Origin of the sequence: Peribacillus sp. NPDC097264 (assembly GCF_050277925.1) — a bacterium.
Taxonomy (GTDB): domain Bacteria; phylum Bacillota; class Bacilli; order Bacillales; family DSM-1321; genus Peribacillus.
Genome location: NZ_JBNNSR010000003.1, coordinates 330,638 through 354,158 on the forward strand (window position 1 = coordinate 330,638; position 23,521 = coordinate 354,158).

The following is a 23,521-nucleotide window of genomic DNA, read 5'->3' on the forward strand; positions in this document are numbered from 1 at the left end:
GAATAAGGAAAATTATAGTATAATGGGAGTGAAGTAGAAGGAGGAGATTCATGATGGGTACGATAGATTATAAAAATATCCTTGTAGCGGTGGACGGTTCTGAAGAAGCAGAATGGGCCTTAAAAAAAGCGATATACCTTGCAAAACTAAGTAACGCGACTCTAGTTCTGGCTCATATCGTCGACACCAGGAATTTCCCGACTATCGAAGCTTACGATATGACTATCCGCGATCGTTCTGAAACCTTTGCCAATGACTTATTGGAAAAGTATAAAACAGAAGCGGTGGCCTCTGGCATCACTAACGTAATTACGGAAGTGGAGTATGGTTCTCCTAAAGTCAAAATACCAAGAGACTTAGCGAAAAAACATACGATTGATTTAATCGTTTGTGGTGCGACTGGACTTAATGCCGTTGAACGTTTCTTGATTGGAAGCGTATCAGAAGGTATCGTCCGTCACTCAAATTGTGATGTCATCATTGTTCGTACTGATAAAAACTAAAATTTTTTAAAAAAAAGATCGTACACCAAATCGGTGTACGATCTTTTCATTTGTTATTCACTTATGAGTTTCTCCGCTTTTTCAATCGCAAGCTGCACTTGGGCAAACCCAGTACCGCCTGCACTATTGCGGCGTTTAACTGCTTCGTATGGATTTAATGCGTCGTAAATATCCTCTTCGAACAACTCGGATGCTTCCTTGAATTGTTCCATGCTTAGGTCCACTAAATAGCAGCCGTTTTGCACACAGAATAAAACAAGTTTGCCGACGACTTCGTGGGCTTTACGGAAAGGCATGCCTTTCGAAGCCAGATAATCGGCCAATTCGGTTGCATTGGAAAAGTCATTTTTCGTTGCTTTTTCCATCACGTCTTTTTTCACTTTCATCGTTGAAATCATGCCTGCGAAGATTTTAAGTGAACCAGCGATCGTTTTAACCGTATCAAAAACGCCTTCTTTATCTTCTTGCATATCTTTGTTATAAGCAAGTGGCAGTCCTTTTAATACAGTCAGTAACCCTGTTAGATTCCCGTAAACCCGTCCTGTTTTACCGCGGATCAGCTCCGCCATATCAGGGTTTTTCTTTTGTGGCATGATGCTGCTTCCCGTTGAGAAAGCATCATCCAGTTCAACGAATTGGAATTCCTGGCTTGACCAAAGAATGATTTCTTCGCTGAAACGGGATAAATGCATCATCATCGTTGCACTGTTACTCATGAATTCCAGGGCAAAATCACGGTCACTTACTGCATCAAGACTATTTTCATATATGCCATCAAAGCCTAGTAGCTCTGCACTTAACGCACGGTCAATCGGAAAAGTCGTCCCTGCAAGCGCTCCTGCACCCAATGGAGAAATGTTGATTCTCTTGAAGCTTTCCGTGAAACGTTGTTTATCGCGCTCCAGCATCCAGAAATAAGCCATTAAATGGTGAGCGAATGAAATTGGCTGGGCACGCTGTAAATGCGTATACCCCGGAATGAGTGTTTCCACATTCTTTTTAGCCTGTTCCAAAATTGCTCCTTGGAGGCCATTAATGAGTTCCAGAATCACTTTCGTCTGGTTGCGCATGTAAAGATGAAGGTCTGTTGCCACTTGGTCGTTACGGCTTCTGCCAGTATGCAATTTACCTCCGACCGGGCCAATCGCTTCAATAAGCATGCTTTCAAGGTTAAGATGGATATCTTCCATCTCCACCTTGAAAGTCAATTCGCCTTTTTCCGCTTTTTCCTGTAAACCTTTTAGTCCTACAATGATTTGATCAGCATCCTCTTCAGGCAGGATCTGGCATGTCTTCAGCATGGTGACATGTGCCAAGCTGCCTTGAATATCTTCAAGGACAAGTTCCTGATCAAAGGATATGGAAGCCCCGAACTCATCTACCCATTCTTCGGCAGATTTCGTGAATCTTCCTCCCCAAAGCTTGCTGCTCACACTGTCACCTTCTTGTTGTTGACCATGCTGTTCACTTTCGTTGGAAGTCCCCATAATTTAATGAAACCAACTGCTGCCTCATGATCGAATTCGTCCGCTTTTGTATAGGTTGCTAGTTTTTCATTGTATAGGGAGTACTCTGATTTTCTTCCTTCAACAATGGCATGGCCTTTGAAAAGTTTTACACGGACAGTACCCGTAACGTTCACTTGTGTCTCTTTCAAGAATGCAGCCAACGCTTTTTGAAGTGGAGAGAACCAAAGTCCTTCATAGATCAATTCCGTCATTTTCTTCTCGATCACTGGTTTGAAGTGGGCAAGTTCTTTTACCAATGTAATATCTTCAAGCTCTTTATGTGCAGCGATCAATGTCATGGCACCTGGAGCTTCGTATACTTCACGAGACTTGATTCCTACTAATCTATTTTCTACGTGGTCGATACGTCCGACACCGTGTTTTCCGGCAATTTGATTCAATTCGACAATTAAATCAGCCAATTTGTAGTTTTTGTCATTCAGTGTAACCGGTACACCTTGTTCAAATCCGATTTCAATGATATCGGCAGTATCCGGTGTGTTTTCAAGGCTTGTTGTCAGGTCATATGCCTCTTCCGGAGGAGCAGCCCATGGATCTTCAAGGATTCCACATTCGTTACTTCTTCCCCATAGGTTTTGGTCGATTGAGTAAGGGCTAGCCAAACCGATTGGAACAGGAATTCCATTCTTCGCGGCATATTCGATTTCCTCTTCACGAGACCATCTCCAGTCACGAACTGGGGCAAGAACTTTCAAGTTAGGGTTTAATGCTGAAATGGATACTTCGAAACGCACTTGGTCATTTCCTTTTCCCGTACAACCGTGCGCAACGGCTACTGCATTTTCTTCTTCAGCCACTTCCACTAGCTTCTTCGCGATAAGTGGACGCGATAGAGCTGATACTAAAGGATATTTTCCTTCATATAATGTATGGGCTTGAAGAGCCGTCAATGCGAATTCATCGGCGAATTCGTCTTTGGCATCAATCACATATGAACTAACCGCTCCGACAGTGATTGCTTTTTCTTTAATGAAGTCTAAATCTTTTCCTTCACCGACATCCAAACAGCATGCCACAACGTCGTATCCTTGATCTTGTAACCATTTAATTGCAACAGAGGTATCTAATCCTCCAGAATAAGCTAAAACTACTTTTTGATTTCCCATGTTTTATCGTCCCTTTCGTGTGAATAAAAATTCATTCGTTGTTATTTTTATTCAATCTATGTTTAGTACTTTATCATTTTTATACAAGGAATACAAGGGGTATTTTACTGATTTCAGTAAAATTTTTTCGATATTCCAAATAATTTACACAATGGATACATCGGTTAAAATATAGTAATCTAAGAGTATGAAAACTGTGATTACAGGAGGCATTATGAAAGAACTTTTTACGTATGATGAACGGCTTGGAATCTCTATCCCCGACCTCCCCATGGAATGGGATGAATACTCTAAAGGAAAGCAGCACCGCATACTCGCACACTGGGAAAGCATCCGGGGCCACATCCCGGACCGTATACAGGAACTGGAAGCCATTATCAATCGGAAACAAGCTCAGCTCTCCGACGAAAGTAATTTTTCCCTGTCGTGCCAACTCAACACGGAAATCTCCGAATTGGCTTCCGTGATAAACGATCTTTGGCTTTGGTATCGGACCGATCATGGGATAAGTGAAAAGATGCATAATTAAGCCCATTTCCATGCAAAAAAAGCCCCAGTTTTTAAAACCGGGGCTTTTTTTGTCCGTTTCCTTATGTATCCTTCCGAATTTCCCCGACAACATGGCCCAATTCCGGAAGTATTAGTTTATTCATCGCAAGGCGAACCGCCCCAGATGAACCAGGAGTCGAAAAGATCGCTTTATTAAATGCCACTCCAGCAATCGCCCTTGATAGGATGGCTGCCGATCCGATATCTTCTTGATAGCTCAACATACGGAAAAGCTCACCAAAACCGGGTATCTCTTTAGTCATCAATTCTTTTACCGCTTCAATCGTGACATCCCTGTTTGCGATGCCTGTACCGCCATTGGTTAGGATGGCATCGACTTGATTGCTTTTTCCGCCGGCCGTAATCGCCTCTTGGATTGCACCCCGTTCGTCCTTCACGATTTCATATTCTGTCACTACATGGCCCTGTGATTTTAGGAGGTCCATCATCAAGGATCCGCTTTTATCCGTTTCTTCGTTTCGCGTATCACTGACCGTGATCACCTTGCATCGAATCGGCTCCGTAGTGGCCTTTTTATGTTCCTTGACACTCATTCTTCATCGGCCTTCTTTCCCTGTAAATAACGATACTGATAGAATTTCTGGGCGAATTCACTGACATCTTTCGTCATTTGGTAATTAGCCCCGGCGCCAATGGCCATACTGATAAGCGGAACGCCGCCCAATAGTTTTTTCCTGAAAACCGTGATGGATACAGCTTTTAATAATTGCTTTAATGGCTGTTCCATCCACTTTGGATTCGTCAGCTCCTCTATTCCCATATACCAATATTCATCTTCCGCAGTCTGAATTTCCCGGACCAATTCTTCCCAAGCCACTCCTTGGAGCCGCTTAGGCATCGCCCCTGCATTGAATACCTTTAAGGCCATCATCATTTCAAAGGGTGTATTCCCTTCAAAACCATAAGACATCGCTATCAGCTGTACGGTTCGAACATTAATGACTGTCATGGCCGGGATATCACTTCCCAGTAGGAGCAACCCTCCACGACCGCTTATTCCTCCCTGCACAAAAGAATATAAACGATGCTTCGCAATATGCTGGTTCGCTATGTAGTTCAACTGGTCGATTGTTAAAAGGTGTACATCCTTGATCTCCTCAATCTCATCATTGAATACGCGTGCCGAGGCCAAAATGCGGTCTCTTGCGTCTATTTGAATGGATGAGCTCTGTACCATCGCATGCAAGTGAAATAACCAAGTATCAAGCTTTTCAAAAAATTGTTGTTGAACATCTTCAGGCAACCGTGAAAAACTTTGCTCTAGCCATTTATCATATAATGATGCCAGGTCTGTCGGATTATATTGGTTCAGTTTATCTTGCCATTCACTAATTTCATTCCAAGTTTTCATGTCCCGATTTGTGAATTCCATGCAACAAGCCTCCTTTATAAAGAATTGGTGGATTCTCCCTTTAAGTATACCATACGGCACAGCTTTTCAAGAATATGAAGCAGCTTACAACCTAACCGAAAATCAACATCTAAACAGAACTCCGGGCAAATCCGCACGTAAAAAAACCTCCATTCCCTTGATGGGCATGGAGGCTTTTTTCTTCTAGGAAAGCATATCTTCTAAACTTTCATTCATTGTGATATTCATCGTATCTCTGACAATCATGACTTCTTCATTCGTAGGAATGACCATGATTTTCACCGGGGAAAATGGGGAATTGATGAAGGCTTCCTCACCAGAGGTACGATTCAGGTCTTCATCCCAATAAACTCCCATGAATTCAAGTCCATCCAAGATCCTCCCCCGGATGTCCTGGCTATTTTCACCAATGCCGGCCGTAAAGATGATTCCATCCACGCCGCCCATTTTTGCTGTATAAGAACCTATGTATTTATGAATGCGGCCAGCAAATACCTCTAGCGCAAGCTCAGCCCGCTCATTTCCTTTATCGGCTTCCAATTGGATATCGCGTAAGTCGCTGGAGAAGCCAGACAGTGCAAGGATCCCACTTTTCTTATTCAAGACATCCAGTACTTCATCTGCCGTTGTCCCCGTTTTCTCCATGATGTAAGGAATCAAAGCTGGATCGATATTCCCTGAACGTGTACCCATCGTCACGCCGGCCAATGGAGTGAATCCCATCGACGTGTCAATCGACTTTCCTCCCTCGATGGCCGTGATGCTAGCGCCATTTCCCAAATGACAGGATATCAACCGTAACTGTTCTATCGGTCTTCCTATCATTTCCGCTGCACGTTGGGAAACATATTTATGTGATGTACCATGGAATCCATATTTCCTGATACCGTATTTCTCATAGTACTCAAATGGCAAGCTATACATATACGAACTGGGTTCCATGGTTTGATGGAAGGCCGTATCAAAGACAGCAACCGCCGGCACTTCACCCAATATTTGCTTAAACGCCTTGATGCCCGTTATATTGGCAGGATTATGAAGGGGAGCTAAATCCGAAAGCTTCTCGATTTCTTCTATAACTTCCTCTGTGATTAAGACGGAGTCGCTAAACACTTCACCACCATGCACAACTCGATGGCCCATGCCATCTATTTCTTCGAAAGAGTGTATGATTTGGTGGTGAATCAGTTTTTCTAGTAAAAGCCCGACAGCCACTTCATGATTTGGGATGTGTAACGTTTCAGAAATCTTCTCGCCTTCAACACTCAAGGTGAATGTGGAGTTTTTCAAACCGATCCTTTCCACAAGACCTTTCGTAATAACATGTTCACTAGGCATCTCAAAAAGCTGAAACTTCAAAGAAGAGCTGCCTGCGTTTATAGCCATAATTTTAGACATCCATCCTGCTCCTTTACTCTAAGCTAGTCTACAAACGTGCAGTATATAATGTATATATCTTATCATGGCAAATGGATTCCACCAATAAAAAATTTAATAATTTAAAAAACTCTTTATCTTCTAAAAACAAAAGCCGATGCCTTTTGGCATCAGCTTTTGTTTTTATTTTTCTTCCTTAAACCAATCGTCCATCTGGTTCATGACCGACCTAGTCGCATCGAAGTCAGATAGCTTCGGAAGTTGTACCAACAAGGCTTTCTTAGGAGCCTCGACGCCATCCTTTTTCTTTTGAAGGATTAAAATGCTCTTGGCAGCCGCTTCGTTTTTAAACATGGTAAGCGGAAGCTGCACCATTCCTTGTATGTGAGTATTTTTTTTCAAATAGTCATTGAGTTTAGGTGCTTCTTCCGAGACAAATAAATTATTCGGGACAATGAAGAATAGATATCCTCCATCTTTCACATGTTTGACACTTTGCTCTATGAATAGATGATGTGCATAGGAATGCCCGTTTTCTGCCTTCAGTTCGTATTCCGCTGCACGGACATCATTCGGGTAATACCCAATCGGCAAGTCACTGACTACCACATCCGCTGGGTCAATGAAAAGCGGCTCTAGGCTGTCCTGATTGAAAAATGATAAGGGATGCTCTTGAAGATTAGCCCCGGCATATGCAAGCCTGATCAAGGTTTCGTCGATTTCCACACCAAATGACGCCATGTTTTTATCGGTCAACTGGTTCATGATCGCAAAGAGTAGGTTTCCTGTCCCAACAGCTGGATCGAGCATGACGATCTCTTTTTGATCCTTCGTGAATTTGCCGACTAAGTAACTGACAAAAATCCCGACGGCATCCGGTGTCATGTGATGGTTAGGTTGTACGCTTTGTTGCATGCCTTTAAGGATGGCCAGCTGGTATGCTTTACGGATGGCTTCCTTTTCATACTTTTCCAATGAAAATTCAGCATAATGCTTCATCAAACTTTTCTTTGATTCTTCACTGATTTCTTCCTGCATCACTTTCCCTTGGAAAAAATTCTCTCCGGTCTCGCCCAAAGCATCGAGATACGTGCACGACAGTTCATCTTGCAATATTTTGGTTGTTTCATCAAATTCATAAAATAGTTCTTCAACTGGGGTAGACTTCACTTATTTATTCCTCCTGTTTGCTTCTGTCCTTATTTTAAAGGTAAGGAGTAAGACTTACAAGTCGTAAGCCCCGTTTATCATTCATCAGTTATTTGACAGAATGTTTCCTTATTGGAGCCATTCGGTACATGCTATCCTATCATTGGGTTGAAGCAATGTCCGTCAGTGAACTCACAGGAAGGCGTTTCTTTGGGGAATGAGGAAAAGGTCTGGTTTTGAGGGTTTCTATCTTTATTCATCATAAGGCAATCTTCCTGTTTTTAGGATGTTCGACCCAATAGAAAAACCAGGCACATCAGCGCCTGGTTCAGTGAGCTCAGTCCTTATTTTGCTGCTTTAGCTGCCTCAATGGCACCTTCATAGTTTGGATGAGTCGTACCTTCACTTACATATTCAACATAAGTGATTTCATCGTTACTGTTCACGACGAATACGGAACGTGCCAGTAAACGAAGTTCCTTCATCACAACGCCGTAAGCTTCCCCAAAAGAAAGGTCGCGGTGATCGGAAAGGACTTGGACATTGTCTAGTCCGCTTGCAGCACACCAGCGTTTTTGTGCGAATGGAAGGTCATTGCTGATCGTCAATACTTTCACATTATCCAATTTGGCAGCCTCTTCATTGAATTTGCGTGTCTGTGCGTCACAAACGCCTGTATCAACCGACGGAACGACACTGATAATGCGGACTGTGCCTTTAGAATCGTTTAATGTAACCGGTGTTAAATCATTAGCCAATACTGTAAAATCAGGTGCTTTATCCCCAACTTTAAGTTCTGGTCCCACCAAAGTGACCGGGTTGTTTTTAAAAGTAACTGAAGCCATTAATAATTCCTCCTTTATATGCGTATGTACAAGCTTTATGATATTTGTTTTATCGTAATTTTGCAATTAATTGGATTTTGGAATTTATACATCAAATAGAAAAACTCGGCGGACGCCGAGTCGCATTAGAAATCCAGATCCTGTTTAGGTTGTTGATTGTTCATGTTCATTGAATTCCTTTGAGCGCTATCTTGCCTTGATTGATTATTATCTTTTTTAGCTAGCATCGATTGGATTTTATCAACGACCTGCGGTGCTAAATCCATCATTTTTTCAAGAAGATGCGTACCTTCATCTAAATGAATCATCTTCACGCCATGTGTACCAACAATAAGAAAAGCTATAGGCGTAATGGATACTCCACCACCACTACCCCCACCAAATGGTTGCTTTGAATCGCCTTGTTGACCTTGATGGTTACCATCGATCACAAATTCACTGCCTCCAGCGGCAAATCCGAAGCCCACTTTGGAAACCGTTAAAATGACACTTCCATCGGGGGTTTCCACCGGGTCCCCGATGATCGTGTTAACATCGACCATCTCTTTCAAGTTCTCCATGGCTTCTTTCATTAAACCTTGTATTGGGTGATCAGACATCTAAATTCCTCCACTCTACATCGATTGATTATTGGAATCTCCAGTTAGCTTCGCTAATTTCTTAGACTTGAATTTCACTTTACCGCCTTTCCAGTAGCGAAGCAGTTTTATCCCAGTCAGTATAGCTTGCCCGACTCTGAATTCTACTATGCAAGCAATTGACGTATTGGCCTGTTTTTGATAAAAATCCGGTGTAATCGTATAGGTAGGCATGACCCGAAAATTCAGGTAGGTGGTCAATAAACCAATGATCGATCCTTTAAGGGCCCAACAGTTACCTGTTAATATCCCTGTTTGGGCAGCATGTTTCGTCCCTATCACACTATGCCATGCAAACTCTTTCACTTGGACTTTCCCGAGGAAGTTCCGGAGGATCCGATGCAAATCAACTATATGGTGGATCAAGGCCCGCATATCGCTTAAACCATTCATGAACGCTTCCGGTGTAAGCTTGGCCGTCGACTTCTTTTCCGTATCATTCGTCATGTCCGTTTCTTTCTCCACGATGAGAGCCGACGATTCATCGTCCTTTTTTATGACCGGCACCTTCAATGTGTAATGCAAAAGGCCATGCCAGGCCGTCATTTTCATATGGATAAGATCATCTTTTTGAATACGCTTATAGGTAAAATGCACCCTGACTTTAGTGAAAATGAGAAGAAGCAACACTGCTATGAGGATAGCCAATATCATTACAATCCATTTCACACATCCACACCCTTTCAGCCATTCATTATCGGCCTCGTCAAAAAAAAATAAACCTATTGGACCTAAAATGGCAGTCCGACAGGTTTATTTATTAAAAAGGGCATCATCTTCTAATTAAAACGACGCTCGTGTCCGCAAAGATATCATGCAAAGCCTGTTTCTTGGGTAATAGGCCTGCCAAAAGGTAGCCGACCCAGGTAACTTTGGAAATATAACGTCCAAACAATTCCCTGAATAATACCGTACCCCAGGTAATCGTCTCTTCCTTCAAGGCCACTACCTTCAAACCAAAAATCATCTTGCCTAATGTCTGATTGAAGAATTTGGTCATCAGGATGAAATAAAGGAAAAAGACAATGGCCGTCAATAAGGCCTCAGCAGAAAACCAAAGGTTATCTGACTCATTATAAAATTTAAAGATGGGGTGAATCAAGATGCGATTCAAACTGCCAATCACAAACAAGTCCGCTAAATAGGCCCAAAATCTCATCCAAAAACCAGCAAAATACACGACTTTCACATCGCCATCATCCTCTAGAGGTTGGACTGGCAAAAGCTCTGGCTGTATGGGTCCCTGCTCCGATGCTAGATTGGATGGTACGATTCTTTCATTGCTATCATTTTGTTCCGTCATTCTTCAGCCCCCCTATTCCGCATACAAATACATCAAGCGTGGGGAATTTGAAGAGGAAAGGATTTTTGTCAACACGGCCGTTTCCACATCATTTCCCAATATTTTTTGCGCTCCCATACTGAACAATGAACCGAATCCGGCTTCACCTGTATAACGAATGACTTGCGCATTTTTTTTATCGATATCGTTTTTCATGGCAGCAATCACATCATCCAAATGGCCGAAGTCATCAATTAAATGAACTTCTTTCGCCTGACGTCCATCATAGATCCGCCCATCCGCAATCTTCCTTACTTCTTTTTCGGACATGCCACGTCCATTGGCAATGATCTTGACGAATTGATCATAAGAATTATCGATCATATTTTGGAGGATTTTCCGTTCATCATCGGTCATTTCCCTCGTCGGACTCATAATGTCTTTGTATGTACCGCTTTTGATCGTTTCAAATTCGACACCATATTTCTCGGCTAATTTCTCGTAATTGTACCCCTGCATGATGACACCAAGTGAACCTGTCATGGTTTCGGGGCTGGCAAAGATTTTATCGGCTGGTGCAGAAATATAATACCCACCGGATGCCGCCATGGAACCCATGGACACATATACGGGCTTTTTCACCTTTTTAATATCAAGGATTTTGTCGTAGATTTCAGCGCTTTCCACAACCCCGCCGCCTGGTGAATTCACTCGAAGGATAATTCCTTTGATATTGTCATTCTCTTCCGCCATTTGCAGCTTGTCCATGAAATCCCGGTGATTGTAGGTTTCCGAACTTAACAGGGAAGCTTCCCCTGTATCCTGAATCGTTCCTTCTACATCCAATACCGCGATGACATTGGTTGGATCTTCGCCTTCTATGACTTCTTCGTAAAATCCGCTATCGGACGCAAAAAAATCTTCGAAAACACTTTCTGTATCGGTTGCAAATAAAGTGGTGGCTAGACCTACGCCAATAGAAACAAAAAATAAAACGGCTGCAATACCCAGAGCAGCCCAACGCTTCCCATTCATATGTGTTCCCCCTTAAATTTCTATCACTCTTATCTTACGAACTGTAAACAAAAAAGTTTCAATCCATGATAAAATGAGACCATCTTAAAATTGTAGCAAATAATCCTCAAATTGGAAATGGCAAGGCATCTTGTTCTATCAACTTTTTCCTTGATTTTATTGAGTAGGCCCTAACGTGACTATACATATTTAATGGGGGAATCATGATGACCAATCGCCGGAATATTTATTTTTTCCATGTACAGAACGAGCAGATGATAAAGAACGTCAAGAGATTGACGGAGTTGGCGCAACAATATTCATTTGAAGTCGTCAAGGATTATAGAAAGGCCAACATCATCGTTAGCATCGGTGATGACGGCACCTTTCTACAAGCCGTCCGGAAAACCGGGTTTCGGGATGACTGTTTATATGCAGGCGTTTCTACCACAGGCAACTTGAACATGTATTGTGATTTTTACATGGAAGACGTAAACAGAATGATCGTTGCCATGACGAACGAACAAATCGAGGTCCGTAAATATCCTGTTATCGATATCCAGCTCGATGACCAACCCTTTTTCTATGCCTTGAACGAGCTCAGCATCCGCACCTCCGTCATCAAAACCTTTATCATGGACATTTTCATTGATCACATCCATTTTGAAACACTGCGCGGAGATGGAATCATCATCGCGACCCCGACGGGCAGCACCGCCTATAATAAGTCCGTGAATGGAGCAGTAGTCGATCCGCTTCTACCATGCTTCCAGGTCAGTGAACTCGCTTCGATCAACAATAATACCTACCGGACCTTAGGCTCGTCCTTCATCCTGAGCGGCGACCGAACGCTGACCGTCCACCTTGGGCAAAACGGGCCAAGCTACCCGATCATTGGCTTGGACAACGAGGCCCTGAGTATTCGCAATATAGAGAAAATCAAGATCCGCTTAAGCAGGAAAGTCATGAAAACGGTCAAATTAAAGGATAATTCCTATTGGGAAAAAGTAAAACGCACCTTTTTATAAAACGCCTAGATTTACAGGCTTGGAGGATGTTTCTTCCAAGCCTTTTTTATGATTGCGCTCCTGTTAAGGATAAAGTCCGGAAAAGAGTCTAGTCGTCTAACACTTTCATGCAAGTACTCATATAATTATCATGTATATGCAAACACCCCTTACATTAACTTCACCAAAAGGCGGATATCATCATGATAAAAATCAATCACAAACCGATCGACGCTAGCCAGCTGCTAGCCGGTATAACAAACAAGAACCTATCAACCATTATTCAGCTGATGGCCATATATCCTACCGTTTTTGAGTTTGACACATTGGAAGATTTTCGTTTCGACTTAAAAATACGTCTTAAGGCCATTCAGGCTTCCGTATTGTTAGAGGAAAGTGGGGCCGAATTTACGATCCTCGAAGATTCCCTATGCAATCCACAAGTTTGGCAACTCACGAAAGACCGGGCTTTTGAACTCTGGCCGAATATCCCTCCACACATGGCATTGAATGACATATTCATAAACGGCAGACTATACTCTTTCGAATGCGGAACAGCCATATTGGTCGTATTTTATAAAGCGATACTGGATTCAATCGGACCTAAGAATTTCGATCGTATTTTTCCTGATCTGTTTCTTTACAACTGGCACTATCATCAACATCTTTCCATCCTTGTCCATGAGGGGATGGATTATTTACCTGGTGACTGCTTATACTTCAAAAATCCGGACTTTGCTCCGAACACCCCGGAATGGCAAGGGGAAAATGCAATCATGTTAGGCCAGAACCTCTTCTTTGCGCATGGTATCGGAGTCACCGATCAACAAGAAATCATTACCGAATTGAATAGTAACAGAATTTGGGGATCCATGATCTCCGCCTACCTGACAACACATATTATCCAAATCGACAGTTCCGCTTATCGGCCCTACTCCATAAAAAGTGAACGTGACGATACGGATTCACTCGATAATATGATCGTTGGCGAGATAGGTTCCAACACCTATTTAACCTAAAAAGCGCCTGGAGGGAATCATCCCTCCAAGCGCTTTTTTAGGCACCTATATTTCTTTTTCCTTTAAATCTATCAGCACCCATTTTTCCCCATTTCGTAATGGAAAGTGTATAAACGACCAATGCGGACCAGATGAAGATAAAGGCCAAGAAGTGTGCTTTTGTAAAGCTTTCATGATATACGAACACCCCCAGGAGCAAAGTCAAGGTTGGGGCAATGTACTGCAGGATGCCAAGCATGGACAAAGGCACCTTTTCTGCACCTTTCGCAAAGTACAGTAAGGGTAGTGCCGTTACGATTCCCCCACCCATCAACATCAGGCTCGTTCCGCTGGATGCGAAAAATTGCGAATCCGAATGGAGCATCAAATATATCCAGTAACCCAACGCAAGTGGCGTCACCATCATCGTTTCAAGCGTCAGTCCCACGGCTGATTCGGCCTTGATCATCTTTTTCGCCAAGCCATAGAGTCCAAACGTGATGGCCAGGATGAGCGATACCCATGGAATCGTTCCAAAGTGGATACCAAGGATCAAGACACCAATTCCAGCGAGGATGAATGAAACGACCTGCGATCGGCTTAGTTTTTCTTTCAAGACGATGACTCCCAACAAAACGCTGACAAGCGGATTGATATAATAACCAAGGCTCGTGTCGAGGATTCGTTCTGAGTTAACAGCCCATATGAACACTCCCCAGTTAGCTGAGACCAATAGTGAGGCCGTCAATAATGCGGCAAATAATTTGGGGTTGCCTAGGATTTCTTTAACATAATCGACAAAAGCCCGCCATTTTTTCATGAATGCCAATAAAACCACCATGAAGACGAAGGACCATAATACCCGCTGAGCTAAAATTTCCGCTGCCCCAACGCCCTGAAGAAATTTCCAATATATCGGGACAATGCCCCACATCATATAAGAAACGGCTGCATAAATCGCCCCTTCTTTTTGTTCGTTTACTTTCATAACCTTTCCTTCTTTCCCTTTGCATCATTCCATAGTCACGCTCAAATTTGCTCTAATGGAACGATTTTTTCTGTACCTTCATTTCTTTGATGACTTACCCCTTACCCTTTTCCCCTTCCGATTCGATTGTCTTCCTTAAACGACAAGGACCACCTACTTAGAAAGCAAACATTGTCCTTTCAGGTCGATTTCCCCGGAAATATTGCAGACATCATTTTTCCATAAGAAGCCTGCCTCTCCCTAACTTGCCGATCTTCTTTAGCACGTAAGTTTCCCATAATATGCAGTAAGTGTATCACCTCATTTGATTTAATCCCACATTTTTGCTTCACTAAAAAAACGCCAGCACAATGGCTGACGTTCGAGTTTCCTCCTACTTTTCCAGGAGTCTTTCTTCCATTTTACGTAAGTCGACCCGCTTGATCTTACCGGACGTCGTTTTAGGAAGTTCCTTTAAAAATTCTATTTTTCTAGGGTATTTATAAGGAGCCGTCATGTCTTTCACATGTTGCTGAAGCGTCTTTATTAAATCTGGACGATGAGGGTCTACACTATCAATCAAGACAATGTATGCTTTAACAACACTCCCCCGCACTTCATCCGGACTTGCTACGACTGCACATTCTTTCACGAAGGGATGCTTAATGAGCGCATCTTCGACTTCAAAGGGCCCGATTGTATACCCGGAACTGATGATGATATCATCGGAACGGCCTTCAAACCAGAAATAACCTTCTTCATCTTTCTTAGCCTGGTCCCCTGTTACATAATAGTCACCGCGAAATTGTCTCGCCGTGCGTTCAGGATCCTTAAAATACTCTTTGAAGAGGGCAGGCGTATCCACATGCACCGCGATATCCCCTACCACGCCAGGAAGACATGGCTTTCCGGCATCATCGATGATCTCCACATGATTTCCTGGAGTCGGTTTGCCCATAGAGCCCAGTTTAATTTCCATGCCTTTTATCACACCGACCAAAAGCGTATTTTCCGTTTGGCCATATCCGTCACGCACTTCGATGTTAAAATGATTCTTAAACACTTCAAACACCTTTTGATTTAACGGTTCCCCGGCCGATACAGCGCTATGGAGAGCAGATAAGTCATAATCATCGAGATTATCCACTTTCGCCATCAGACGGTATTCTGTAGGCGTACAACAAAGGGCATTCACTTTGTAATCCTGCAGCAACTGCAAATACTTCTTCGGTTCAAATCTCCCATGATATGCAAGCCCAGTCGCACCGGTCCCAAGGACTGCCAGGAACGGACTCCAAATCCACTTCTGCCACCCGGGTCCAGCGGTTGCCCAGACGACATCTCCCTCGCTAATTCCCAACCAGTTTGCCGCCGATGTCTTTAAATGGGCATAAGCCCAACCATGTGTATGTACAACTCCCTTAGGATTTCCTGTCGTACCTGAAGTATAGGATAAGAAGGCCATATCCTCACTTTTCGTATCAGCTAAAGCAAGCTGTTCGGACTCATCTTCAGCTAATCCATTCAAATCATGCCACCCGTCCACTTGTTGTCCTATCGAGAATTTCAAGAGATTTTCTGTTTCTTTAATTTCATTGAATTCATGGGTGTATTCATGATAACTGACAATCCCCTTTACATCACCGTGATTGATCCGATATTTTAAATCTTTTGCACGGAGCATCTCGGAGCAAGGAATGACAACGACCCCGATTTTAAGGGCGGCTAAATATACTTGATACGCTTCAACTAAACGAGGGATGATGATCAGAACCGTATCCCCTTTTTCCAGTCCCATTTTTATAAAGACATTACCGAATTTATTTGCGCTTTTTAATAAGTTCTCATATGTAAGTTGTTTTCTGTGCCCGGTTTCGTTTTCCCAAAGTACTGCCACTTTTTCCGGATTTGATGCAAAACGTTCCATTTCACTCACTAAGTTGTAATGTTCCGGAGCCAATAATTCTTCACGCTTCATTCTCTTCTCCTCCATTCATGAACTCTTAGTACCTACTCATTATACAAGATACTTCCCCATTTTAATATCTTAACGATGTTTTTTTCTGAAATAAAATAAAGAGAGCGGGGGAATCCCCGCTCTCTGCAGCCATATTTATTCAATTATCTTATCGTCTGAATCCGCCGCCTAATTGTTGTTCAGCCATTTGAACTAGACGCTTTGTAATTTCTCCACCCACTGATCCGTTAGCGCGAGAAGTTGTATCTGCACCAAGTTGCACACCGAATTCTGAAGCGATTTCGTATTTCATTTGTTCTAGAGCTTGTTCTACTCCAGGTACCAATAAGTCGTTTGAGCTGTTGTTGTTTGCCATGTGTTTTTCACCTCCTTGTGATTATAGAGTGTGTTAAAACACATGGCTTCATTCCTACTTATTTATTGGTAATTGTAGGGTTTTAGAAAAGGTCTTCCAGCGCTTCATTATCGTCGAAAACCTGTCCAGGTTGGACCGTCACAATCTCTGTGTCGGACACCGCTTTTTCAATCAATGTTTCGAAGTCCACGAAGCTTTCATAATAATTGACTTTTTCGCGTTTCGGCTTTGTCTTCGGACTTGCCGGTGTGAAGACCGTACAGCAATCCTCGAATGGAAGGTTCGAAATTTCAAATGTATCCAGCTCTCTAGCCATTTTGATGATTTCCGTTTTATCCATTGTGATTAACGGACGAAGAATGGGCGTATTCGTCACTTCATTGATGGCATACATACTGCTCATCGTCTGACTTGCTACCTGTCCAAGGCTTTCACCCGTGATCAGTGCCATTGCATCTTCTTTCTCACGAATTTTGTCAGCAACACGCATCATTAAGCGGCGTGTTGTCGTCATGGAGTAGTTCTCCGGAATCTGTTTCTGGATCAGTAACTGGATTTCCGTGAATGGTACGATATGGACCTTCATGCTGCCACTAATTTCAGCAAGCTTCCCTGCGAGGTCTATCACCTTTTGGCGGGAACGTTCACTTGTGAAAGGAGGACTGTAAAAGTGGATCGCTTCCACATCCAATCCGCGTTTCATTGATAGGAATCCGGCAACAGGACTGTCGATTCCACCTGAGAGCATCAACATTGCTTTACCACTTGAACCAAATGGCAGACCGCCGGCTCCTGGAATGATTTCACCTGTTAAATACACTGCTTCCCGTCGCACTTCCACAAGTAAATTCAAATCTGGGTTTTTTACATCCACTTTTAAATCTTCGGTATTACGAAGCAAATGACCGCCTAGCGCCCGATTTATTTCATCCGTATTGTATGGAAAATCCTTATCGGACCGTTTTGTCGTAATTTTAAATGTAGCGACTTCCCCAAGTGTGTTGTTCAAATAATACAAAGCCGCATTTTTCATCACTTCCAGGTCCCGTTCGATTTTAACCGCGGGGCTCAAGGACTGAATGCCAAAAATCCCTTTCAATCGTTCTATGACCGGCTTGTGATCGACCCCATTTAACAGGACATACATCCGTTCCCGATTCGAAGTCAACTGCACGCCCTCGATATCCTTTAAACTCCAGCGGACATGTGCCTTCATCTTGTCCACGAAGCCTTTGCGGTTTCTTTTCTTCGTGGAGATTTCGCCGTAGCGGATAATTATATGATCAAATTTCATTTCGCAACCCTCATTATTTTTTCTAAATTAGCGACTATTTTCTGGATCGCTGCCAGGACTTTCTCTGCTTCTTCCAATTGATTACTATAAGTGGTGCTAATCCGAATCACGCTCTCGGAACGGACGGAGTCATGAAACATCGCTTCCACCGTTTTGCTTGACGTCCTTTTTTTAGAAGAACAGGCACTTGTAGTCGAGACAACTATTCCCTCAGCTTCAAGAGCATGAAGCAATACTTCCGACTTAAGACCGGGCACGGAAAAATTCAGGATATGAAGAGCCCCATTTAATGGGCTGTTTACCAAGACTCCATCCATTTTCATAAGGCCCTCGTATAAATAATCCCGGATTTGTTGCATCTTATCATGATACAGCTGTTGATTGTTCATACTAATGCGAAAAGCTTTGGAAAGAGCGACAATGCCGGCCACATTTTCTGTGCCACTTCTTATTTTCGTCTCTTGATTGCCTCCATGGAACAAGGATTGAATACGGACACCATCGCGGATATAAAGGATGCCCGTTCCCTTCAACCCATGAACTTTATGGCCAGAAATGGAACAGAGGTCTATATTATTTTCCCTTATTGGCAAATCAACCTTACCTGCTCCCTGTACATGGTCAACATGGAAAAGCGCTTTTGGGTAACGTTTCAGCAAGCTACCGATCTCCGCAATGGGCTGAATGGAGCCCACTTCGTTATTCACATGCATGATCGATACTAAAATCGTATCTTCCCGTAATGCGAGTTCAAGGTCGGAGAGTGAAATTCGACCTTGCTCATCGACAGGCAAGTAGGTCAATTCAAATCCCTGTTCCTCCAAAGAGTGGCATGCATCACCGACGGATGGATGTTCAATGGCCGTCGTGATGATATGTTTTCCCCGGTTAGCGTACGCCTGTGCCACCCCTTTGATCGCCAGGTTATTCGATTCCGTCCCACCGGACGTGAAATAAATTTCCGAGCTTTTCACCTTTAGCAATTCAGCCATCTGCTTTCTAGCTGCAGACAATAATTTTTCCGCCTGCACTCCAAGCCCATGAAGGGAAGATGGGTTACCGAAATAATCAGTAGACACCTTTATGAATGACTCAATCACTTCTGGATATGGTTTTGTTGTTGCACTATTATCAAAATAAATCATGGTTTCACCTTCCATGTTCTTGTATCTATGATGTAAATCGTCTTTAGTCCGTTTCATATGTTGCACTTGCAACTTCTAATTTTAACATAATTGAAATTGAAAGAGAATGGAAACACCTAGGTAAACAAGTTACCCCCATCTTTTCGCTTGCTTCATCCTTTCCCTCCGCTTTTTAGCCATCCTGAGGCTTATATGGAGCCATGACATTACATTCTGGATTAAATAAGCCTCTCGGGATTTAAAAACGTTCTGAAGGGCCTTTAAACAAGCCTCGCTTTCATCTACTTTGTGATCACACGAAAAAACCCGCCATAGCGGGTTTTCAGGAAAGAACTTCTTCTAGATTCGCTCCGATTTTTCGTAAGCTGCCTGGGTCGACCTTTTCAATCGCGGTGGCAGCCGTTTCCAATGCAGCTTGATACTCATAGCTCCTGAATTTGGCTTCAGCTTGTCTCAAGCTTTCAGCAACCGTCTCATGACTGCTACGGTACCGATTACCGAATTGAATCACTTTTTCTGCGAGATACATATGTTCAATGAGTTCATGTGCCTTATCATAAACCTTGTTGACCTGTTCAACGGCTTTTTCTAGGTAGATATAGACAGCGGACATATCAAGAGGTTTTTCCTCCAGTTTGCTTTGAACGTCACTCACGCTTTCCTTAGCATCCTGAAGCACCAATTTATACTCTTCAGGCAGACCGGGAATGTTGCTCTTGGTAATCAATCGGCTGGTTTCGATCATTTTCCGTTTCAAATCGGCCAGTGAGTCCCTTGCATCCATTTCATCTTTTCTTAAATCCTGTAATTTAATACTGAAGTCCTTTTGGCTTTCTTGCAATTCGTTCAGCTGTTTGGCAAGGCTTTGCATTTCTTCACTGATCAGCGAGCTCGCCATTACATTATCTTCAATTTTCAAGACAAGCAATTGATAGCGTTTGGAAATCTGGGCAATTTGCTTTTCCATCTTCCGTTGTGCTTCCAATTCATTTTCAGTGAGATGATACGTTTCTTGAACATGCACGGTTTCTGTTTTTTGCTCATCGATTTCTTCTTCAAGGTCATTTATCATATTCCGGAGCACTTCATCATTCTTCAGGATGTACTGTTTGGAAAGCACTTCTTTCTCCAGTAGGTCGTATAGCACCTCAATGCTTTCCCTGACATCCTTGATTCCCGTTTCAACCGCTTCCGTTTCTGCATTTTCCAATTGTGTCTTATATAGGTCCAGTTCATTCTCCAAACGGGAGATTTCCTGTTCGAATTGGATATGGCTCAATAGATAACCCTGACCGGCCATCTCCTGATATCCGTCTTTCAATTCACTAAGATGCGAATGTAACTCGGATTGGCTATCAACCAATAACTTAGGGAGCATTTCCATTTTCGTACCCAGGACAGTGAGCTTTTCCTTTATGGAAAGGACAAGTTCCCTCGCATTTAAATAGTTCCCATTGACCGTTTCTTCCTCATACTGCTGGAGGATCTGCAATACCTCATCAAGGGAGGATTCAAGCTTATCCGCCGCTTTCCCATAATTATGACGATGGGCAAGCAATGTCTTTTTCAATTGGCGATACGTTTCTTTTATGTCCTCAATTTCCACTCGGTTCTTTTCTTCACTGCCAACAAGTTCATTCAATTCGTACAAGATTTTTTTGATCATTTCTTCAATTTCATCGAGTTTTAACGTAATCTGTCGCTGTGTCTCTTTCGAACGGCTGAAACGGAATTTATCGACAAATTCCTCCGCATCGAACAAGAGCTCTTCAACTTTCGGCATATGATCCGTAATGATGGCATCCCATTCCACGCGCCAGTTTTCGAACATTTCTTCTGTTTCACCTGTCATGTTCAATTGTTTGACTTTGGATAGTTCTTCTAAAACGGGGCGATGCAAGATACTGATCTTCCAGGATTCAAGACGATCGATTTCCTTGAAGTATTTCTTTTTGTAAAAATAGCCCCAAACTATGAAAATTAAAAATAACACGATTATTATTCCAAGTATGTATATGAATACCATGGTAAGCCCCCTGTTCTAATCCTTACAGCCACGCTCTTTTATATATAAATGTAAAAAATGTTCAATTTAATGCTTTTATGATACCATGTTAGCAATAATTTTTGACGAGAAAAATATAATTTTTGTAGAAAATTGCTACTAATACCGTTTATATGGGAGGGAAAGAACATGAAATCTGATAGACATGTGCATACTTCGTTTTGCCCACACGGTTCAACGGATACATTTGATGATTATATTACAAGGGGAATTGAACTCGGATTAAAGGAAATTACGTTCACGGAACATGCACCTTTACCACCGGGTTTTCAAGATCCGACCCCTGAAAAAGACAGTGGAATGGATCCCACCCTGCTTCTTGATTACTTTCAAGAGCTTCATGTATTAAAAGAGCATTACAAAGACAAAATCCTCATTAAAAGAGGCCTGGAGGTTGACTTTATAGAGGGATTCGAAAAGGAAACAAAAGAATTCCTCAATGAAGTCGGCGAATTCCTCGATGACAGCATTCTTTCCGTCCATTTCATCAAGCAGGAACAGAACTGGCACTGCATCGATTTCAGTGATGCTACATTCCGTTCGATTGCGACCGAATTAGGATCCATCGATGCTGTATATGCCAAATATTACGATACCTTAGAAAAATCAATTCGTGCTGATCTAGGAATCTATAAACCAAAACGAATCGGGCACATTACCCTTGTTCATAAATTCCAGCATCGATATCCGCCTGAAAACAATTTTGACGACCACGTATACCGAGTTTTGGGTTTGATCAAGGAACAGGGGTATTCACTTGATTATAACGGAGCTGGTTTCGTAAAACCACTTTGTGGTGAGCCTTATCCTCCGGAGCGCTTTGCCAGACGGGCCATGGATCTCGGCATCCCGCTCGTTTATGGTTCCGATGCTCATCAAGCCAAGGATTTAGGACAGGGTTTCGAGTCGCTCATTCCGGAATTCAAGGGCTCATTCAAGTAAACATTTCGGGTCTTCCCGCTAGCAGGGGTTGCAGCTCTTCCGAAATGAATAATGTATCTTCCAGGAACCGACCGACTTCCTCTGCATATAGATTCGTATAATAGGCTTCCTGAGGGAACACATGCAGGACTTCCATTGCATAATGGGTATGAAGGACCGGCGCTGTTAATAGGCCTTTTAACTGCAACATGAACATGGGGATGGAAACCGAATGGAAGTTCCTGCTTTTAATCCCTTGTTCCAGGATATATTGAAAGTAAGATTTTTCTTTTGTAAAATAGGTCGAATGAATTTCACGGTTCAAGTTGGAATCAAGTGACGATTCCCCATAGATGAATCGGGCCGCCAAAAAATTCTTTCTCTGAAACGTGAGGATATCCTTCACTAGATTCATCAGGCACTCTTGTGGACCTTTAATCTCCAGTTGTTCCATATTCCTTTCAAGGACTAGAAGGTATTCTTCTAAATAGGAAATGAAGCAGAACTCCAACAGTCCCTGCTTATTCTTGAAATAGTAGGCAATATTGGCAGCATTCACTTTAGCTTTATTGGCGATATCCCGTATGGATGTTGCATGGTAGCCCTTTAAATGAAATAAATGCAGGGCAGCTTCCACAATAGCTTGTTTCGTTGGCGTCTGGCGATTCATCGGCAATCCCTCGCTTTCTTTGAGACAAGTCTTGTGGATTAATTCTGTATGAAACCGGCCAACTCCTTTAGTAAGTTCTCGACAATTTCTCTTCATCCAGTGGCTTGTCAAGAAAGTCCTGTAATATAATGCGGAAGACAGGTGAATCCTTTTGTTTAATGTCGAAATGTATCAAGGAAATAAAGTAGAAAACTATGCGCTCGTACAAAAACAGCTCATAGCCCTTATCGAAGATGAACCGAACATGATTGCCAACTTAAGTAATGCATCCGCCTTGCTCAACCAATTCTTGGGCGAAATCAATTGGGTTGGATTTTATTTACTCGAAAAAGACGAATTGGTCTTAGGTCCTTTCCAAGGCCTTCCAGCGTGCGTCCGCATTCCAATCGGCAAAGGTGTATGTGGGACCTCAGCAGCTGAGCGGAAAACCATGAGGGTTGAGGACGTCCATCAATTCCCGGGACATATTGCCTGCGATGCTGCCACGAGATCGGAAATAGTCGTCCCGCTCATGAAGGATGGCAAGCTAATTGGCGTGCTTGATATCGACAGCCCGATCCCAAACCGATTTGATGAAAGCGATCAACAAGGGTTGGAGAAAATAACGGACATCCTTTGCAACTATTTATAGAAACAAGACGAAGGGGCTGTCCCAAAAGTCAGGAAAATGACTTTTAGGGCAACCCTTTTTTTATGAAATTTATGCACAAAAAAATCGCCCTTTTTAGTAAAATGA

General features: G+C 42.7%; 24 protein-coding genes. 6 read left to right on the top strand and 18 right to left on the bottom strand.

Going from position 1 to position 23,521, the window contains the following annotated elements; genetic code table 11:
- Positions 1–50: 50 nt before the first annotated feature.
- Positions 51–503: a universal stress protein gene (locus ACQKL0_RS06900; RefSeq protein WP_402986602.1), complete on the top strand. Its 453-nt coding sequence runs from the start codon at positions 51–53 to the stop codon at positions 501–503.
- Positions 504–556: 53 nt separating this feature from the next.
- Here ACQKL0_RS06900 and argH read toward each other — a convergent pair whose 3' ends face one another.
- Together argH and ACQKL0_RS06910 are read right to left on the bottom strand one after the other, a co-directional pair.
- Complete coding sequence (argH, locus tag ACQKL0_RS06905) at positions 557–1,936, bottom strand: argininosuccinate lyase (protein WP_427686780.1); 1,380 nt, start codon at positions 1,934–1,936, stop codon at positions 557–559.
- The gene (locus ACQKL0_RS06910) at positions 1,933–3,138 is read right to left on the bottom strand and encodes an argininosuccinate synthase (RefSeq protein ID WP_427686782.1); all 1,206 of its coding nucleotides are present in this window, start codon (positions 3,136–3,138) and stop codon (positions 1,933–1,935) included. The genes argH and ACQKL0_RS06910 overlap by 4 nt, the downstream gene beginning before the upstream one ends.
- Before the next feature lie 214 nt (positions 3,139–3,352).
- On the opposite strand from ACQKL0_RS06910, the gene ACQKL0_RS06915 reads away from it, so the two are divergent.
- On the top strand, positions 3,353–3,667 hold the full coding sequence (locus tag ACQKL0_RS06915) for a hypothetical protein (RefSeq protein ID WP_427686811.1): 315 nt from the start codon (positions 3,353–3,355) through the stop codon (positions 3,665–3,667).
- Positions 3,668–3,728: 61 nt separating this feature from the next.
- Here the strand turns inward: ACQKL0_RS06915 and ACQKL0_RS06920 are convergent, their stop codons facing one another.
- The 9 genes from ACQKL0_RS06920 to sppA all read right to left on the bottom strand — a co-directional run bounded on the left by ACQKL0_RS06920 (position 3,729) and on the right by sppA (position 11,406).
- A complete protein-coding gene (locus ACQKL0_RS06920; protein WP_402874324.1) occupies positions 3,729–4,241 on the bottom strand; it encodes a MogA/MoaB family molybdenum cofactor biosynthesis protein in 513 nt (170 codons plus the stop codon).
- Positions 4,238–5,080: an EcsC family protein gene (locus ACQKL0_RS06925; RefSeq protein ID WP_402874322.1), complete on the bottom strand. Its 843-nt coding sequence runs from the start codon at positions 5,078–5,080 to the stop codon at positions 4,238–4,240. Before ACQKL0_RS06925 ends, ACQKL0_RS06920 begins: the two co-directional genes overlap by 4 nt.
- A gap of 183 nt (positions 5,081–5,263) precedes the next feature.
- Complete coding sequence (locus tag ACQKL0_RS06930) at positions 5,264–6,478, bottom strand: acetate kinase (protein WP_402874320.1); 1,215 nt, start codon at positions 6,476–6,478, stop codon at positions 5,264–5,266.
- Between the two features lie 162 nt (positions 6,479–6,640).
- Positions 6,641–7,627, bottom strand: a complete 987-nt coding sequence (locus ACQKL0_RS06935; RefSeq protein WP_402874318.1) for a class I SAM-dependent methyltransferase — start codon at positions 7,625–7,627, stop codon at positions 6,641–6,643.
- A gap of 323 nt (positions 7,628–7,950) precedes the next feature.
- The gene (gene tpx / locus ACQKL0_RS06940) at positions 7,951–8,451 is read right to left on the bottom strand and encodes a thiol peroxidase (RefSeq protein WP_402957736.1); all 501 of its coding nucleotides are present in this window, start codon (positions 8,449–8,451) and stop codon (positions 7,951–7,953) included.
- A gap of 125 nt (positions 8,452–8,576) precedes the next feature.
- Positions 8,577–9,050 carry a GerW family sporulation protein gene (gene ytfJ, locus ACQKL0_RS06945; protein ID WP_427686784.1) on the bottom strand — a complete coding sequence of 158 codons (474 nt, stop codon included), beginning with the start codon at positions 9,048–9,050 and terminating at the stop codon, positions 8,577–8,579.
- Positions 9,051–9,065: 15 nt separating this feature from the next.
- Entirely contained in the window at positions 9,066–9,758 is a 693-nt protein-coding gene (locus ACQKL0_RS06950; protein ID WP_427686786.1) for a DUF2953 domain-containing protein, read from the bottom strand.
- Between the two features lie 103 nt (positions 9,759–9,861).
- Positions 9,862–10,392 carry an RDD family protein gene (locus ACQKL0_RS06955; protein WP_403122164.1) on the bottom strand — a complete coding sequence of 177 codons (531 nt, stop codon included), beginning with the start codon at positions 10,390–10,392 and terminating at the stop codon, positions 9,862–9,864.
- A 12-nt stretch (positions 10,393–10,404) separates the two neighbouring features.
- Positions 10,405–11,406, bottom strand: a complete 1,002-nt coding sequence (sppA, locus tag ACQKL0_RS06960) for a signal peptide peptidase SppA (RefSeq protein WP_427686788.1) — start codon at positions 11,404–11,406, stop codon at positions 10,405–10,407.
- A gap of 203 nt (positions 11,407–11,609) precedes the next feature.
- Between sppA and ACQKL0_RS06965 the strand changes: the two genes are divergently transcribed.
- Both ACQKL0_RS06965 and ACQKL0_RS06970 read left to right on the top strand, forming a co-directional pair.
- The gene (locus tag ACQKL0_RS06965) at positions 11,610–12,413 is read left to right on the top strand and encodes an NAD kinase (protein WP_427686789.1); all 804 of its coding nucleotides are present in this window, start codon (positions 11,610–11,612) and stop codon (positions 12,411–12,413) included.
- 182 nt (positions 12,414–12,595) lie between these two features.
- Positions 12,596–13,411, top strand: a complete 816-nt coding sequence (locus tag ACQKL0_RS06970; protein ID WP_407408162.1) for a protein-glutamine gamma-glutamyltransferase — start codon at positions 12,596–12,598, stop codon at positions 13,409–13,411.
- Between the two features lie 37 nt (positions 13,412–13,448).
- Here ACQKL0_RS06970 and rarD read toward each other — a convergent pair whose 3' ends face one another.
- The 6 genes from rarD to ezrA form a co-directional block, all read right to left on the bottom strand.
- Positions 13,449–14,378 (bottom strand): EamA family transporter RarD, encoded by a 930-nt coding sequence (gene rarD, locus ACQKL0_RS06975; protein WP_427686791.1) that lies wholly within the window; start codon positions 14,376–14,378, stop codon positions 13,449–13,451.
- Between the two features lie 373 nt (positions 14,379–14,751).
- On the bottom strand, positions 14,752–16,335 hold the full coding sequence (gene mbcS, locus ACQKL0_RS06980) for an acyl-CoA synthetase MbcS (protein ID WP_407408158.1): 1,584 nt from the start codon (positions 16,333–16,335) through the stop codon (positions 14,752–14,754).
- A 148-nt stretch (positions 16,336–16,483) separates the two neighbouring features.
- Positions 16,484–16,690 carry a small, acid-soluble spore protein, alpha/beta type gene (locus ACQKL0_RS06985; RefSeq protein ID WP_402874945.1) on the bottom strand — a complete coding sequence of 69 codons (207 nt, stop codon included), beginning with the start codon at positions 16,688–16,690 and terminating at the stop codon, positions 16,484–16,486.
- Between the two features lie 82 nt (positions 16,691–16,772).
- The gene (gene thiI, locus ACQKL0_RS06990) at positions 16,773–17,984 is read right to left on the bottom strand and encodes a tRNA uracil 4-sulfurtransferase ThiI (protein ID WP_402874942.1); all 1,212 of its coding nucleotides are present in this window, start codon (positions 17,982–17,984) and stop codon (positions 16,773–16,775) included.
- A complete protein-coding gene (locus ACQKL0_RS06995) occupies positions 17,981–19,129 on the bottom strand; it encodes a cysteine desulfurase family protein (protein ID WP_402957742.1) in 1,149 nt (382 codons plus the stop codon). Before ACQKL0_RS06995 ends, thiI begins: the two co-directional genes overlap by 4 nt.
- A 322-nt stretch (positions 19,130–19,451) precedes the next feature.
- Positions 19,452–21,155, bottom strand: a complete 1,704-nt coding sequence (ezrA, locus tag ACQKL0_RS07000; protein ID WP_427590641.1) for a septation ring formation regulator EzrA — start codon at positions 21,153–21,155, stop codon at positions 19,452–19,454.
- A gap of 168 nt (positions 21,156–21,323) precedes the next feature.
- Here ezrA and hisJ point away from each other — a divergent pair, with 168 nt between their 5' ends.
- On the top strand, positions 21,324–22,136 hold the full coding sequence (gene hisJ / locus ACQKL0_RS07005) for a histidinol-phosphatase HisJ (protein WP_427686794.1): 813 nt from the start codon (positions 21,324–21,326) through the stop codon (positions 22,134–22,136).
- Here the strand turns inward: hisJ and refZ are convergent.
- Entirely contained in the window at positions 22,129–22,785 is a 657-nt protein-coding gene (refZ, locus tag ACQKL0_RS07010) for a forespore capture DNA-binding protein RefZ (RefSeq protein WP_402874931.1), read from the bottom strand. The two genes, hisJ and refZ, sit on opposite strands and share 8 nt — an antisense overlap.
- A 151-nt stretch (positions 22,786–22,936) precedes the next feature.
- On the opposite strand from refZ, the gene ACQKL0_RS07015 reads away from it, so the two are divergent.
- A complete protein-coding gene (locus ACQKL0_RS07015) occupies positions 22,937–23,416 on the top strand; it encodes a GAF domain-containing protein (protein WP_427686796.1) in 480 nt (159 codons plus the stop codon).
- Positions 23,417–23,521 lie beyond the last annotated feature (105 nt).

Excerpts from the sequence above, each read along its gene's own strand:
- rarD (WP_427686791.1), bottom strand. The coding sequence starts at position 14,378 with ATGAAAGTAAACGAACAAAAAGAAGGGGCGATTTATGCAGCCGTTTCT.
- thiI (WP_402874942.1), bottom strand. The coding sequence starts at position 17,984 with ATGAAATTTGATCATATAATTATCCGCTACGGCGAAATCTCCACGAAG.
- ACQKL0_RS06925 (WP_402874322.1), bottom strand. The coding sequence starts at position 5,080 with ATGGAATTCACAAATCGGGACATGAAAACTTGGAATGAAATTAGTGAA.
- sppA (WP_427686788.1), bottom strand. The coding sequence starts at position 11,406 with ATGAATGGGAAGCGTTGGGCTGCTCTGGGTATTGCAGCCGTTTTATTT.
- ezrA (WP_427590641.1), bottom strand. The coding sequence starts at position 21,155 with ATGGTATTCATATACATACTTGGAATAATAATCGTGTTATTTTTAATT.
- hisJ (WP_427686794.1), top strand. The coding sequence starts at position 21,324 with ATGAAATCTGATAGACATGTGCATACTTCGTTTTGCCCACACGGTTCA.
- ACQKL0_RS06995 (WP_402957742.1), bottom strand. The coding sequence starts at position 19,129 with ATGATTTATTTTGATAATAGTGCAACAACAAAACCATATCCAGAAGTG.
- ACQKL0_RS06985 (WP_402874945.1), bottom strand. The coding sequence starts at position 16,690 with ATGGCAAACAACAACAGCTCAAACGACTTATTGGTACCTGGAGTAGAA.
- tpx (WP_402957736.1), bottom strand. The coding sequence starts at position 8,451 with ATGGCTTCAGTTACTTTTAAAAACAACCCGGTCACTTTGGTGGGACCA.
- ACQKL0_RS06910 (WP_427686782.1), bottom strand. The coding sequence starts at position 3,138 with ATGGGAAATCAAAAAGTAGTTTTAGCTTATTCTGGAGGATTAGATACC.
- refZ (WP_402874931.1), bottom strand. The coding sequence starts at position 22,785 with ATGAATCGCCAGACGCCAACGAAACAAGCTATTGTGGAAGCTGCCCTG.
- ACQKL0_RS06970 (WP_407408162.1), top strand. The coding sequence starts at position 12,596 with ATGATAAAAATCAATCACAAACCGATCGACGCTAGCCAGCTGCTAGCC.
- ACQKL0_RS06930 (WP_402874320.1), bottom strand. The coding sequence starts at position 6,478 with ATGTCTAAAATTATGGCTATAAACGCAGGCAGCTCTTCTTTGAAGTTT.
- ACQKL0_RS06900 (WP_402986602.1), top strand. The coding sequence starts at position 51 with ATGATGGGTACGATAGATTATAAAAATATCCTTGTAGCGGTGGACGGT.
- ACQKL0_RS06955 (WP_403122164.1), bottom strand. The coding sequence starts at position 10,392 with ATGACGGAACAAAATGATAGCAATGAAAGAATCGTACCATCCAATCTA.
- ACQKL0_RS06965 (WP_427686789.1), top strand. The coding sequence starts at position 11,610 with ATGATGACCAATCGCCGGAATATTTATTTTTTCCATGTACAGAACGAG.
- mbcS (WP_407408158.1), bottom strand. The coding sequence starts at position 16,335 with ATGAAGCGTGAAGAATTATTGGCTCCGGAACATTACAACTTAGTGAGT.
- ytfJ (WP_427686784.1), bottom strand. The coding sequence starts at position 9,050 with ATGTCTGATCACCCAATACAAGGTTTAATGAAAGAAGCCATGGAGAAC.
- ACQKL0_RS06920 (WP_402874324.1), bottom strand. The coding sequence starts at position 4,241 with ATGAGTGTCAAGGAACATAAAAAGGCCACTACGGAGCCGATTCGATGC.
- ACQKL0_RS06915 (WP_427686811.1), top strand. The coding sequence starts at position 3,353 with ATGAAAGAACTTTTTACGTATGATGAACGGCTTGGAATCTCTATCCCC.